The organism is Sorangium sp. So ce321 (assembly GCF_051530195.1).
Lineage (GTDB): Bacteria > Myxococcota_A > Polyangia > Polyangiales > Polyangiaceae > Sorangium.
The window spans coordinates 12,726,091-12,740,137 of record NZ_CP150329.1 but is presented as its reverse complement, the minus strand read 5'-3'; the positions used below and the strand labels follow the sequence as shown (position 1 = coordinate 12,740,137).

The following is a 14,047-nucleotide window of genomic DNA, read 5'->3' as shown; positions in this document are numbered from 1 at the left end:
CCTCTCGCCGTAGCGTCGCGCCGGCGCGACAGCCCGGATAGTGCGCTCAGGCTGACGACCTGCGCTCCTCGCTCTACGATGGCGCGCATGTGGATGCGCACATCGCTCCGAAGCCTCGCTGGCCTCGGCATCATGGCGGTCTCCGGTTGCGGTCTGGTGCTCGGCCTGGACGACTTCGAGGACGCCGCGCCCGCTGATGGCACGACGGCGGCGGGGACGGGCGGAGGTCCCACGTGCGAGCCCGAGAGCGTGGCCGAGTGCTATTCCGGCCCTTCCGGGACGAGGAAGGTCGGGATCTGCCGGGCCGGGACGCAGGCGTGCAAGCAGGATGGCTCCGGGTACGAGGCGTGCTCGGGCGAGGTGACGCCGGCGGCAGAGACGTGCGCGAGCACGGAGGACGAGGACTGCGACGGGAAGGACTGCGTCGAGTGGGCGAGGCTCATCGGGGGAGCCGAGGAAGAGGCGGTGAGTGACGCCGCGGTGGACGCGATGGGTAATGTCTATGTCGCAGGCTACTTTCAGGGCGCGGTGTCCTTTGGAGACGATGTGCTCATCGCTTCCGGAGAGAGCGACGCGTTCTTGGTCAAGCTCTCTGCTTCCGGAGATTATATCTGGAGTCGGCAGCTAGGCGACATCCGGCACGAGACGGCGTACTCGCTTGTGGTCAACTCAGAGGGCGAGGCCTTCATTGCGACCCTCGAGATGGAGGACGACATGAGCTCGATGGCCATGTCGCTACGAAAGTATGACCCAGAAGGCGCCCTGCTCTGGGACAAGCCGCTCGGCGGCAGCCTGTGTGGCGGGGTCCTCCCGAGCGTTGTCGCGGACATGGAGTTTCACCCAGATGGGGACCTCATCCTTGTAGGGAGTTATTGCGGTTCAATACGGTTCGATGATGATCATGTAATCTTCAACGCGTCCGACTGGGAAGACTCCTTCGTTGCGAAGGTTCGGTCCTCTGATGGTTCTGTTGACGATGAGGGCGGAGGTTGGTTGGTGACTGCCGGTGGTGATGGTGGCCAGTTCGTCACAGTCGTGAGCGTTGATTCTGCTGGTAACATCATCGTAGCTGGCTACTTTCGAGAGGAGCTGAATCTGGATGGTCACGTGCATCCGTCTGCCGGCAGTACGGACATCTTTGTGGCCAAGTTGACAAGCCGTGGTGTCGTGAGCTGGTCGAGGATACTGGGAAACTCCGGGGCGGATATGATCGACGCCCTTGCTCTGGACAGGTTGGGTGGGCCGGTCCTTGCGGTGTCTTTCAGTGGTGAGGCTGATTTCGGAGGCGGAGAGGTGGTCGCCAGCGAGCGTGCGACGGCCTTGATCAAGTATACTACTTCGAATGCCTACGAATGGAGCAGAGTGCTTGTTGACGGCGTCGGTGCTGCAGGTCTGTCGTTTGATTCCGGTGGTGACCTGTTGATGGTGGGCGGCTTCTCCGGCAGTGTAGAGCTAGGCGGGAAGCCGCTCAGCGCAGAATCCATGCAAGATCTGATGCTCATGAGGATGAGTCATGAAGGAGATTTTGTCTGGGCAAGAGCCTTTGGAGAGGAAGGGGAGAAGGGTGCAACCGTGAAATCGCTCGTGCTCCGCGGCTCCGGAGACCTGCTGGCCGTCGGATATACTAGGGGGAAAATGGATCTCGGTGCCGGAGTGATGACGCCAGCAGGTGACGGTGATGTGTTTGTTGCGAGCTTTAGTCCGTGAGTCGTGCGAGTGCGCTTCGGTCATCCGTGGCCCAGGTGGCACACGCCACCTCATCCGCTGACCGCTCCTGAGCCTCTCGCTTCACTGGTTGCATGGATCCGCGACAGCTTCGCACGTCGCCTCGCAGCTCGTGCAGGTGCACGCGTAAGCGGCGCGGTACAGGGCCTCCACTGCCTCGCCGTCCGAGCCATCGGAGGCTTTCGTGTCGCAGGTCCTGAAGCACTCGGGTGTAGGATCGTTCTCGAAGCAGCCTTGTGTACAGAGAAGCCACGCCTGGCAGCTCGTATTGGCCAGGCAGCTCGTCAAGCAGTTGTTCTGGAGAGCACAGGCGCGGCAGTCTCCGCCGCTGTTGCCGCCGCCGGCACCCCCAGCGTCATCGCATGAGAGCGCGCACCCTACAAACGTAGGGTCGCTGGTGCCGATGTTCTCACAGCCTTCCGCGTCGAGGACGCACTGCGCGATGCACTCGTATTGCGGATCCGAGCAGTCGACGGTGTACTGCTCGCAAATGGGCGATCCACATTCTGCTGCGCGTGCGCACGCTTGATCGCACACATCCCCGCTGCCGCCCGACCCGCTCGACGCTGCCGTCGTGGTCGCCGTCGTGGTCGAGCTGGTGCTCGCCCCCGTCGTGGTGCTCGCCGTCGTGCTGCTCGTCGTCCCCGCGCCGCCGCTCCCGCCGCTTCCCCCGCCCCCGCCGGGGTTCTCCGTCGTCTCGCCCGAGCAGGCCGAAAGCGCCGCGCCCGCGGCCACGCAGAACACGAACACCAGAGAAGAAGTACTCCCGCGCATCTCCGCTCTCCTTCGGGGCACGCCGCGCCCGTGTTGCCTCGTTACGCCAACGCCGCGCGATCGTTCGCCTGCTTCATTCCCCCCGCAACATTTTTCTCCCGCACGCGCATACCCGGGAGCGAGCGTCCCCACCACCCGGCGCCCGTTGGCATCGCGCCCCCGTTCGGCTACCCACCCGGCGATGCCTGGTCTGCCCCCCGCCGCGCTCATCTTCGATATGGATGGCCTCCTCGTCGACTCCGAGCCGCTCTGGCTCCAGGTCGTGCAGGCCTTCTGCCGCGCGCGCGGCTTCGTGTGGACCAAGGAGCACCACGCCGGCTGCGTGGGCGGCGGCCTGCGCGCCACCCTCTCGGCCATGAGCGAGCGCTTCGGGTTCGCCGTCGAGCACGAGCGCGACATCGCCGCGCTGATCGACGACTTCATCGGCTCCGTCGGCGGGCTCGTCCTCAAGCCCGGCGCCGCCGATCTACTCGCGGCGGCCGCGCTCGCCGGACTGCCCACGGCGCTCGCCTCGTCCTCGCCGCACCGGCTCATCGACGCCGTGCTCGAGCGCTTCGCCCTCCGGCCGCGCTTGCAGGCCGTGGTCTCCGGCGACGACGTCGCCCATCCGAAGCCGGCCCCGGACATCTTCCTCCGCGCCGCGGCCGCGCTCGGCGTGCCCCCGGCCCGGTGCGCCGTGCTCGAGGACTCCCTCGCGGGCGTCACGGCCGGGCGCGCCGCGGGCATGGTCGTCGTGGCCGTGCCCGAGGGCCCCTGGGAAGGCCGCGGCTTCGAGGCGCTCGCCGACGTCTGCCTCCCCAGCCTCGAGGTCGCCCACCGCTGGCTCGGCATCGCCCCGGCGGCGGCCACCGGCGGTCGTCTCTGACCGGCGCCCCGCCGCGGCGCCCAGGCGCGCCGCCTCAGCGCCCAGTCGCCCCGCCGCGGCGCCCCGGCGTGCCACGAGGCCTCAGCTCGGCCCTGGCGACAGGGCCCCGAGATCCGCGCCGCCGCGCTTGTTGCCGAGCAGATCCCGCGCCGGCACCTCGCGCGCGTCGCCCTGCCCGATCAGCATCTTCGACGAGCGCTTCGGCCTGAAATCCGGCCGGTTCGGGTTGAGCTTCCACCAGCTCCCCTCGAGGACCACCCACGGCTCCTCGCCCGCGCGCACCACCTCCGCCGCGAGCCGCGCGCGCGTGATGCCCGTGATCGCCCGCGTCTCCGGCAGCGCCGCCGCCAGGCGCTTCAGCCCGTCCGGCATCCCGCCGTAGCTCACCTGGGTCACCACGTTGTGGCCCGCGTCGAACCGGTAGATGCCCGTGCTCAGCACCTCGATCGAGGAAGCGGCGTCGTTCACGAGGATGTTGTTCCGCAGCCGGCAACCCCAGCTCCCGTTGCCGCACTGGAGCGCGGCCCGGCCGCTCGCGTTCATGATCACCGTGTTGTTGCGGATGAGGTTGTTGCGGCAGCCCCAGAGCGGCAGCGCGTCGGGGCCGCTCACCTGCTCCGGGGAGCGGGGGCCGGGCTCCACGTAGGCCCGATCGAACGGGTTCGCGTCGTCCCACTGCGCGATACCGTGGGCGAAGTTGCCGTAAACGAGGTTGTTCTGGATCAGCGACTCCGACAGCCCGGCGAGGTTGATCGCCCCGCCGCCGACGCGACCGTTGCCGTTCATCACGTTCTGCTCGATGATGAAGTTGACGCCCCGGCCGTCCGGGAAGCCGTGCTCGCCGAACCTGTCCGTCGCCATCTTCATCAGCCCCGCGGCCCAGGCGCGCGTCGGCTCCATCGGCGGGTAGCCCCGGAACGACGGGTGCTTCATCACCTCCTCGAGCGACGTTTCCGGATCGAGGTTCGCCTGGAACCCACCGGCGCTGTTGCCGAAGAACACGTTGCGGCGAACCACGTAGTTATCCGAGCCGTCGGACGCGTAAGCCCCGTGCTCGCGCGCTGAGAGGGCGAACAGGTTGTCCTGCAGGAGGACCGTGTGGCTGTCCGTGGAGTGGAACCCCCACGTGTGATGGTGATGAGAGAAGTTACCGACGATCGCGATGTGGTGCGCGAGCCTGCCGGTCTCGCCGAACGCGCCGTCGATCATGATCCCGGCGCGCGGCGTGCCGGCGCGCGGCGCGCCCGGCGCGCTGCTCCCGGCGATGTTGAAGCCCTCGATCACCACGTGGTGCGCCGCCTTCAGGTGGATCATCCAGCTCGGGTCGGCGGCGCACGCCCGGTTGATCACGACCTCGCCCGGGCCCCCCAGCGCCTTGAAGTGGAGGTACCGCTCCTGGCCGGCGCTCGGCTTGTCGCCGAGCGAGAACCCCGCGTAGGCCCCGGGCAGCACCGCGATGAGGTCCCCGCCGCGCGCCGCGTCGGCGGCCTCCTGGATGGTCGCGAACGCGCGCGCGACCGGGAGCTCCTGCGGCTCGGCCGCGGCGGCGCGCGCGTTCAGATCGAGTGCGGCGACGCGGACCGTGGCGGGCGCCGGCGCGCCGACGACGAGCACGCGCTCGTACCGCCGCTGCAGCTTGAGCGTCTGGCTCACCCACTCGTCGGAGTCCCGCGTCTTCACGAACGGCTCGACGGCCGCGGTCGCCGGCGGCTCCGGCGGCGCCCCCTGGGGCCCGGCCGGCGCGGGCGCCTTCGTCTTCTGCGGCGCCGGCGGCTGCGCCGTCCCCTCGGGCGGCGGGCCCGCGATCTGGATCGTGGGGCTGCAGCCGGTCGCGGCGACCGCGACGAGCGCGCAGGCGACGCGCGCGCGACCACGGGCCAGCTGGATGACGCTCATCGCTCCTCTCCTCGCGACGCTCCGGGAGCGCCGCCCCTCCGCGGCACGCGGGCGCGCGGCGCTGGGCTCTGTTTAGCTCGGAGCGCGCGCCTCAGCCAGACGAGCCCGCCGCGCTATGTGCGACATCGCCTCCCAGCCGCGCCGCCCGCGGCCCGGGCGCGTGGCGGTTTGCTTCCTTCGCTGCCGTTCCTTTGGTACGAAGAGCTCATGAAAGCGCTCCCCTCGCTCGTGAGTGTCGCTCTCGCTGGCGCCACCCTCCTCACGCTCGCGCCCGAGGCGCAGGCGAACATCAAGAATCCGAACGACCACCCCGATTACGTGGCCGAGCTCGAGCCGCACGGGAACTTCGTCTTCATGCACCGCGACTACGGCCTGCGGCGGGTCGGGCGCAGGTACTACAACGACTTCGGCGACCCCGAGTTCGGCCTCGGCTTCAGGGCCACGATCGAGCTCGCCGACCCGGCCTTCATCCCGCGGCTCAACAACACTGTCGGCATCTCGTTCGGCCTGGACTTCACCAACTGCACCTACTGCCGCCGCGACTTCACCATCTGGAGTCCGGTCACCATGCAGTGGAACTTCTTCTTCAACGATCAGTGGAGCGCGTTCGCCGATATCGGCGGTGTCCTCCGGACCGACGGGTTCTACGACGACGTGTGGCTCGACTTCGTCGGCATGGTCGGCGGCCGCTACCACTTCAACGACAACGTCTCGCTGACGATGCGCATCGGCTACCCGTTCTTCAGCTTTGGCGTGTCGTTCTTCGTCGGCTGAGCCGCCCCCGCTGGCCCTCCGCCGGGCTGAGCCGCCCCGGGCGCTGTCCTGCTGGTCCGCTGCCCTGACGCCGCCGGGGCTGCGGGAGCGCTCGGCCTCCGCCGTGGGCGGCCGGAGCTCGCCGGGGCGGGCGTACGGCGCGGACATCAGGCGCGTGCGGAGGAGGCCCGCCCTGGTTAGACTAGCCTGAGATGGTCGGCTGGTATTTCGTAGGCATCCTCGGTCTCGCCCTGCTGATGGTGGTCCACGAGGCAGGGCATTATTTCGCCGCGCGCGCTTACGGCATGCGCGTCCTGAAGTTCTCGATCGGCTTCGGCCCGACCTTCTTCAAGGTCGTCCCGAAGGACGGGTACTTCTGGTTCACGACCGCCGCGGACAAGATCCGCGTGCGGCTCTGGCGTCATGACCCGGTGAAGCACGGCCCCACCGTGTTCCAGGTCGCGATGATCCCCTTCCTCGCGTACGTGCAGATCGCGGGGATGAACCCGCTCGAGGACATCGATCCCGAGGACAAGGGCAGCTACGCGAACGCGAGCCTGTTCGGCCGGATCGCCGCGATCTTCGCCGGTCCGCTCGCGAACTACCTGTTCGCGTCGGTGCTCTTCTTCGCGAGCCTGATGGTCGGCGGCAAGGCCTACCGGCTGACCGACATCGGCGTGGTCGCCGGGATGCCGGCGGCGGCGGCCAGCCTGAAGGACGGCGACCGCATCGTCGAGATCGACGGCACGCCGGTCCAGGACTGGGAGAAGATGGCGGAGATCATCTCCCGCAGCCCCGGCAAGCCGCTCGACCTCGTCGTGGAGCGCGCGGGCGAGCGCATCCAGGCCAAGGTCACGCCCGCGAACGAGAACGGTACGGGCAAGATCGGCGTGATGGCGATCGGCGCGGTCCAGTCGGCGCCGGTGACAGCGAAGGAGGCCGCGGTGCTCGCCGTGACGAAGCCGCCGAAGGTCGTGCAGAGCCTGGTCGTCGGGCTCGGCCAGTACCTGACGGGCAAGGTCGAGGGCGAGCTCGGTGGCCCGAAGCGGATGATCGAGGAGACGGCGCACGCGGCCAAGCGCGGGTGGGCCGAGGGGCTCGAGTTCCTCGGCCTGCTCTCGGCCTACCTCGGCGCGTTCAACCTCATCCCGTTCCCGGCCCTGGACGGCGGCCGCCTGATGTTCCTCTTCTACGAGGCCGCCACGCGGCGCCGGCCGAACGCCCGCATCGAGGCGCACATCCACCTGGTCGGCGTGGTGATGCTGCTCGGGCTGATGCTCTACGTCACGGCGAACGATTTCGGCCTCGGGTCGAAGTAGCGCTCCCCGCGTGGCATCGACGCCGCTCGCGCGGGTTCCGGCGTCGGGCAGGCGTGTCGCCCGCGCGGCGGCGTGGCTCTCGTTGCTCGCGCTGGCCGGCGCGCCGGAGCCCGCGCTGGCCGCGCCGCCCGGCGCCTGGCCCGACGACGAAGAGGAGGCCGTCTTCGACGTCCCCGCGCCGCCGACGCTCCCCGGGCTCACGCGGCGCGACCCGACCTTCACCTTCGAGTACACGGCGGCCGTGATCGAGACCGACGCGACGAGCCGGGCGGGCGGCGGGAGCGCGTTCGCCTGGTACTCGCACGGCGAGATGGAGATGCCGCTCGTTCCCCGGAAGTGGTTCGTCGGCGCGGTGCACGACAGCGCCGCGGCGAGCGTCCCCGGGGTCACCCGGTCCATCCTGCTCGGGAGCCCCGAGCTCTACGGCCGGGGCGTCTGGTCGAGCGTGCGCGGGCTCTCCTCCGGCGGCGGCTTCGGCGTCGTGATCCCGGTCCCGCGCGACGTCTCGCCCGACGATGCCGAGGTGCTGCGGACGGCGCGCGTGGTGCGGCCGTGGGACGAGACGCGCTTCCGGGATCTCACGCTCACGTTCCGCCCGTGGTTCGACATGCGGCACATCACCGGGCCGTTCATCTTCCAGCTCCGGCAGGGCCTCGACTGGTCGCTGGTGGTGCGCGGGCTGCGGTCCGGCGAGCGGCGCACCGACATCCGGGCGCACACCGCTTTCTACTTCGGCTACCGGCTCGCGCGGCCTGTCGGCGTGGGGCTGGAGCTGTGGGAGGTCTACCAGCTGACCGAGGGCCTGCCGGACGAGCGGCGCGCGACGTTCGCGATCTCGCCGAGCGTCCGCTTCATCCTGGCGAACGTGCAGCCGGCGCTGAGCGTCCTGCTGCCGATCACGACCCCGCTGCGCGGCGACGTCGCCTCGTACTACGCCGCGCGGCTCAGCGTCGGGTTCTCCTTCCCGACCGACGCTCCGCTTCCGCGCCCGTGAGCTCCGCTTTCGCGCCCGTGAGCTCCGTTTTCGTGCCCGTGAGCTCCGCTTCCGTGAGCGGCGGGCGCGCCTCCGGCTCCGGGCGGCCCCGGCGAGCGCGGCGGCGTGCCCGCGGGCGAACGTGCGGGGGGATCGTTCGAGTGCGTGCATCCAGCGCGGCTGCTGGGTACCCTGGGCGCGTGGTCAAAGCGGCATGGCTCCGGCGCGGTCTGGTTCTCGCGGCGCTCCTCGGGGCGACCGGCTGCTCGACCACGCTCGTGAGCCTCAACGAGGGGCCCCGCGAGTACGTGGCGACGGACTACGAGAACGTGCTGCGGACCTGGACGCGCACGGAGCACCTGTTCGCGCTCTCGGAGCTCGACAACTTCCTCACGGCCACGTCCACCTTCGAGTCGTGGGATTTCCGCTGGGCCTACGTGGCCCGCTACGCGCAGGACTACCGGCTCACGATCGAGCAGCGCCAGAAGCTCCTCGAGAAGACGCTCGAGGAGACGCGCCAGCACCACCAGTTCTTCGTCGCGATCTTCGGGGGCGAGCGCAAATACAACGACCTCTCGACGCCGAACAGCGCCTGGATCGTCCGCCTGATCGACGACACCGGCAACGAGACGGCGCCCGAGGAGATCATCGCGATCACGAAGCCGAACGCGCTCGAGCGGACCTACTTCCCGTACAACACGGTATGGCGGCAAGCGTTCCGCATCCGCTTCCCGCGCGCGACGGCCGAGGGGAGGCTGACGATCTCGCCGAGCGCGAAGTGGTTCGGCCTCCGCTTCGCCGGAGCGCAGGGCAACAGCGAGCTCGTCTGGCAGCTCACCGAGGACGAGGACCCCGCCGAGCAGGTCGAGCTGGAGCAGGAGGCCGCGCGGCCGCGGCGCTCGCTCGCGGGGCGGTGAGCCGGCGCGCGGCCGCTGACCCTGCGGGAGCCGCGCCGAGCGGCCGTGGCCTTCAGCCGCGCTGAGCGTTCAGCGAGACGGACTGCGCGAGGATGGAGAGCAGCTCCGGCGTGCTCTCGAACAGCTCGCGCAGCACGGGGTGGTCGGCGATGAGCACGAGCGCGCCGCCGCTGGCCGCGCGCGCGATCGAGGGCGCCGGCTGGCCGCCGAGCAGCTCGGAGGCGAACAGGAGCTCGCCGGGCCGCGCGGCGCCGATGGTCTCGTGCGAGCGCTCATCGACCAGCTCCAGCGCGCCGGCGCCGATGATCACGAGCCCGGGCATGGGGTTGCCGGCGTGGATCAGCTGCTCGCCGGGCTCGAGGCCGCGGAGGCGGAGCCGGTCGAGGACGCGCCGGAGCAGCGTCTCCTCGAGCTCGCCGAGCGGCCCCATCGTGGCGCCGGCGAGGGACTGGAGCCGGTCGGCGACGGCGCGGAGCTCATCGAGCACCCAGGGGCAGGTGCGGAGGGCGTTGTCGATGGTCGTCTGGTTCCAGACGGCCACCCGCGCCCCGCCCGCGCCGGCGACGACGCGCAGCGGGATGCCCTCCTCGAGCGTGCCGCGCGCCGGCACGAGCGCCCTGATGGCGGCGCGCTCGGCGGGCATGTCGACGATGTTCGCGCACACGGCGGCGCTCCCGCTCAGCACCAGCGCCGCCCCGCCGACGGCGAGCTCCTCGTCGGGCGCGAGGTCTCCCACGTGCGCTGCGCGCGCGAGCTCCTCGTGCATCTCCTCGGGAAGGTCGGCGAACGCCTCGATCTGCTCGATGTCGCGCCCCGTGAGGGCGACGCCCGGCGTGGCCCCGGCCGCGCCGAGCTGCGGCAGATCCGGCGCGATCTCCGGAGCGATGTCGAGCGCCGCGATCTCGCCCGCGGCGGGCGGCGCCTCGGGCGGCAGATCGAGCACCATCGCGGCGAGGTCGACGGCCTCGCCCGCGTCCGGTCCGGGCAGCTCCGCCGCGCGTACCTGGTGCGGCGCCGCGGCGATCGCGAGGGGTGCGTCGACAGCGGCCGGCGGGCGGGCCGAGGCCGCGCGCGGCGGCAGCGGCTCGGGCGTCGACGGCAGCGGCGCCTGGGCGATCGGCTCCTCGTCGAGCGCGAGGTCCGCGTCGTCGAGCACCTCCTCGTCGGGCTCAGCCTGGGCCGCCTGGTCACGCTCGCGCGGGCGCTGCGCCGGGCCTCTCGCCCCATCGACGGCGGGCGCGCCCGCGGCAGGGTCGGCTGTCGCCTGCAGGCTGTCCTGCTGCGCTGCCGGGGGCGCGAGCGATGCGTCGCCGCGCACCGACGGTGGCTGCGCGTCGAGGTCGTGATCGGACAGCTCGATGACGACGGTCCCGTCGGGCGACGACGCCGGCGAAGCTTCTGCTGTCGCCGGAGGCTCGCTCGGCTCGTTCTGGATCGAGGCAGCGGCGGAGCCCTTCGGCGCGATGCTCTCGGCGGAGGCCCCGAGGTGTCCGGGCGGCTCGCTCCCGGCGAGGGGCGTCGACCGGGGGCGCGCGGCCGCGGGCGCCGGGGGCGCGGGAGGTCGCGCCGAGATCGGCTTTCGCTTGAGCGTCAGATCGAGCGGCGCTGCGGAGGTGATGACCTCGTCTTCGTCGCCCTCGTGCGGATACGAGGGCGGCCGGCGAGCCACGAGGTACGTGTCGCCGCTCGGCGTGATGGTCTCCTGGGGAGGCCGCGGCGGTGCGGCTACCTCGGCGTCATCGGACCACGGATCGAGGATCGGCTCGCGCGGCTTCCGCCGCGACACAGCGAGCCCCGGTGCGGTCGCGATCGCGCCTGTGCGGGCAGGGGCAGGCGGCGAGACCTGTTCCTCCACGATGATGTCGCCGGTGTCGCCGGCTTGCGCGTCGTCCTCGGTGCGCGCCGAAGCCGCAGCGCTCGTGGCCTGAGGCGACGCCGCTGGTGGTAACGTCGCAGGCGGCGCAGCGGGCGGCGGCGCAATGGGCGGCGGCGGCGCCGACAGCGGTGGCGGTGGAGGCGCGACGGACGCCGACGCAGGCAGCGGAGCCGCAGGGGGCGGCGCGACGGACGTCGACGCAAGCGGCGGAGCCGCAGGGGGCGGCGGAGGCGCGACGGACGCCGACGCAGGCAGCGGAGCCGCAGGGGGCGGCGGAGGCGCTGAGGGCAGCGGTGGCGGAGGCGCGACGGACGGCGACACGGCGGCCGGCGGCGCGCCGGGCGGTGGTGGCGGCGGCAGGACGGACGGCGACAAGGTCAGCGGCGGCGCTGAAGGCGCAGGCACCGGCGCGGCGGAGGCCGACGTGGCCATGGGAGCCGAGGCGGGCGGCGCGACGGACGGCGACAAGGCCGGTGGCGGTGCTGCGGAGACCGGCGTTGGTGGAGGCAGCGGCGCCGGCGGAGGCAACGCCTGCGCATGGGGCGGTGGCAGCGGCGGCGCGGCGTAGGCGAGCGCCGAAGGCGCAGGCGGGGGCAGCGCCTGCGCATAGGGCGGCGCGACGGGCGGCGGCAGCGGCGGCGCGGCGTAGGCGAGCGCCGAAGGCGCCGGCGGCGGCTGCGCATAGGGCGGCGGCAGCGGCGCAGCGGACTGCGGCAGCGGCGCAGCGGACTGCGGCAGCGGCGCAGCGGACTGCGGCGTCACCGGCGGTGGCAGCACCTGCGGTGCCGGCGGCGGAACGGATGGCGGCGCCGGCGGAGGCTGCGGGCGCGGCGGCGCGAACGACGGCGGGTGGGGCGGCGCCGGCGAGTGCGGCGCCGGCGGAGGCTGCGGGCGCGGCGGCGCGAACGACGGCGGATGGGGCGGCGCCGGCGGAGGCCCGAACGACGGCGACTGCGGCGCCGGCGGAGGCCCGAACGACGGCGGATGGGGCGGCGCCGGCGGAGGCCCGAACGACGGCGGATGGGGCGGCGCCGGCAGAGGCCCGAACGACGGCGATTGCGGCGCCGGCGGAGTTCCGAACGACGGCGACTGCGGCGCCGGCGCGGCTGCTCCTGGCGCCGGCGGCGGGGGTGGCTCCGCGATGAACCTCGGCAGGGGCGGCGGCGGCGCAGGCGCTCCCGGGAATGCGGACGGCGGCGGAGGCAGCGGCATCGCCGGCGGCGGCTCGCTCGTGGCGCGCGGCCCGGCAGCGCGCGGGGGCGGTGGAGGACCCATCCCGGCGTCGGACCGGCCCCGCTCCGGCAACGAAGCCTGCGCCGACAGCGCCTCTTGCGGCACCGGCGGGGGAGAAAGGCGAGGCGGAGCCGACGACGGCCCCGGCGATGCGGCGCGCGGCGGCGGTGCCGGGGGCGGCAGCGCGCTCTGCGCCTTCGCCTGGGCCGTGAATCCATGCGGGTCCGCGGTGAGCTGCGGCCTGAACGATGGAGCGCCCGGCGGAGGAGGCGGCGGCGGGATGGCGCTCGCCGCCTGCGTCACAGGAAGCGGCGGCGGCGGCGGCTGGCTCTGGTAGAGGGCGCCGCCCTGGAGGTTGGTCACCCCCGCCGGCGGTGCGGACGGCGCGACCGGCGCTGGCGGCTGGCCGTAGGGTGGGTCGAGCCGCTGCGAGTACGGGGCGGGGGGCGGCTGCGAGCGCGGTGCAGCCTGCTGCGCTGCCGGCGCGAACGCCGGCGGCTGGACCGCGGGCGCTGCCTGCGGGAAGGCGCCGTCCGCTGGCTGCTGCGTCCGCCGCTGCGGCGGTGCGGGCGGGGGCGGGGGGGGCGGCGGCGCGCTGCCTTGCGCGACGCCGGAGACCGCGAGGGCGGTCGGCGCGACCGGTCGGGCCGCGGCGCCGGACCCGTCCTCTGCGCCCGGGTGGGTCCTCGGCGGTGACGGCGCCGGCGGAGGCCGCAGGCGCTCCGCTTCGGCGGCCAGCTCCGGCTGCGAGAGCGGCTCGAACATGTCGATCTCGATCGAGGGCATCGAGGCGCGCAGCTCTTCGGTGAGCGAGCGGCGGCGGCGCCAGGTCTGCTCGTCGGACGGAGGGGCTTCGTCCGAGTCCGAGTCCGAGTCCGAGACCAGCTCGTCGTCCTCGCTGGTGATGGTCTCCAGGAGATCGGGATCGCTCGGCTGCCCGACCTCCGAGGCCATCACCTCCTCGAGCGCCGTCGCGCACAGCCCGAGCTCCGAGGCGCGGAACGTCTGCCCCGCCGCCTCAGCCGAGTCGGCCGCGCGCCGCAGCCACACGATGGCGTCACGCCGCTCGCCTCGCGCCCACAGCGCGCTGGCCGTGGAGATCCCCCACACGACATCTTCATCGTCATTCGGGTGCGGTTCGGGGAGGGCGACCACGCGGTTCGCCATGAGCAACACCACCTATCACGGGCCCGACAGCGGCCGTTTACCCCATCGTACCGGGCGAGCCGACGTCCCGATTCGAGCGTCGCGCGAGCCCCACGGCGCGGGAAGCCGCGCCACCAAGAGCTTAGCCGCGCTCGCTGCGGCACGTACAAATTACGGTACGGATGTCGGCTCCTGGCCGCGTCGCACGGCCATCAGAGCCCGGCGCCAGCGCAAAGCGGCCGCAATTTGGCCAGGAAGCCCAGGGGAAGCGTCAAGGCAGGCCAGGCGAGCGCCGCGCGCACTCGCCGCGGGGCGGTGGGAAGGGAAGGCGGCTGGCAGCTCTGCGCGTCACGCAGCGCTTGCGCGACGCGGCGAGCGCTGCCCGATCAGCGCTCGCCCGATCAGGTCCGCCGGCCGCCCATGCGCCGCGGCGGGCAGCTCATGACCGCGGCGCGACGGCGCATCTCGTCGACACCGTCTCGCGACGCAGCCTCTCCGGGCATGCGCCTCGCGAGCCAGCCGATGAGCGTCAGCCCCGCTGCGCGGGCGTCTGCGGGCATCGTTCCTTCT

Annotated in this window: 9 protein-coding genes; 6 read left to right on the top strand and 3 right to left on the bottom strand. The window is 72.4% G+C overall.

The window, feature by feature from the left end:
- Nucleotides 1–93 precede the first annotated feature (93 nt).
- Nucleotides 94–1,707 carry a hypothetical protein gene (locus WME89_RS47310; protein ID WP_438006103.1) on the top strand — a complete coding sequence of 538 codons (1,614 nt, stop codon included), beginning with the start codon at nucleotides 94–96 and terminating at the stop codon, nucleotides 1,705–1,707.
- A gap of 81 nt (nucleotides 1,708–1,788) precedes the next feature.
- Here the strand turns inward: WME89_RS47310 and WME89_RS47305 are convergent, their stop codons facing one another.
- Nucleotides 1,789–2,499 carry a hypothetical protein gene (locus tag WME89_RS47305; protein ID WP_438006102.1) on the bottom strand — a complete coding sequence of 237 codons (711 nt, stop codon included), beginning with the start codon at nucleotides 2,497–2,499 and terminating at the stop codon, nucleotides 1,789–1,791.
- A 181-nt stretch (nucleotides 2,500–2,680) separates the two neighbouring features.
- Between WME89_RS47305 and WME89_RS47300 the strand changes: the two genes are divergently transcribed.
- A complete protein-coding gene (locus WME89_RS47300; RefSeq protein ID WP_438006101.1) occupies nucleotides 2,681–3,364 on the top strand; it encodes an HAD family hydrolase in 684 nt (227 codons plus the stop codon).
- 81 nt (nucleotides 3,365–3,445) lie between these two features.
- Here WME89_RS47300 and WME89_RS47295 read toward each other — a convergent pair whose 3' ends face one another.
- On the bottom strand, nucleotides 3,446–5,260 hold the full coding sequence (locus WME89_RS47295) for a right-handed parallel beta-helix repeat-containing protein (RefSeq protein ID WP_438006100.1): 1,815 nt from the start codon (nucleotides 5,258–5,260) through the stop codon (nucleotides 3,446–3,448).
- A 207-nt stretch (nucleotides 5,261–5,467) separates the two neighbouring features.
- Between WME89_RS47295 and WME89_RS47290 the strand changes: the two genes are divergently transcribed.
- The 4 genes from WME89_RS47290 to WME89_RS47275 all read left to right on the top strand — a co-directional run bounded on the left by WME89_RS47290 (nucleotide 5,468) and on the right by WME89_RS47275 (nucleotide 9,222).
- Entirely contained in the window at nucleotides 5,468–6,034 is a 567-nt protein-coding gene (locus WME89_RS47290) for a hypothetical protein (protein ID WP_437621502.1), read from the top strand.
- 191 nt (nucleotides 6,035–6,225) lie between these two features.
- A complete protein-coding gene (locus WME89_RS47285; protein WP_438006099.1) occupies nucleotides 6,226–7,332 on the top strand; it encodes a M50 family metallopeptidase in 1,107 nt (368 codons plus the stop codon).
- 10 nt (nucleotides 7,333–7,342) lie between these two features.
- Nucleotides 7,343–8,326 carry a hypothetical protein gene (locus WME89_RS47280; RefSeq protein ID WP_438006098.1) on the top strand — a complete coding sequence of 328 codons (984 nt, stop codon included), beginning with the start codon at nucleotides 7,343–7,345 and terminating at the stop codon, nucleotides 8,324–8,326.
- 179 nt (nucleotides 8,327–8,505) lie between these two features.
- Nucleotides 8,506–9,222 carry a hypothetical protein gene (locus WME89_RS47275; protein WP_437621497.1) on the top strand — a complete coding sequence of 239 codons (717 nt, stop codon included), beginning with the start codon at nucleotides 8,506–8,508 and terminating at the stop codon, nucleotides 9,220–9,222.
- A 52-nt stretch (nucleotides 9,223–9,274) separates the two neighbouring features.
- Here the strand turns inward: WME89_RS47275 and WME89_RS47270 are convergent, their stop codons facing one another.
- Complete coding sequence (locus WME89_RS47270; RefSeq protein ID WP_438006097.1) at nucleotides 9,275–13,498, bottom strand: hypothetical protein; 4,224 nt, start codon at nucleotides 13,496–13,498, stop codon at nucleotides 9,275–9,277.
- Nucleotides 13,499–14,047 lie beyond the last annotated feature (549 nt).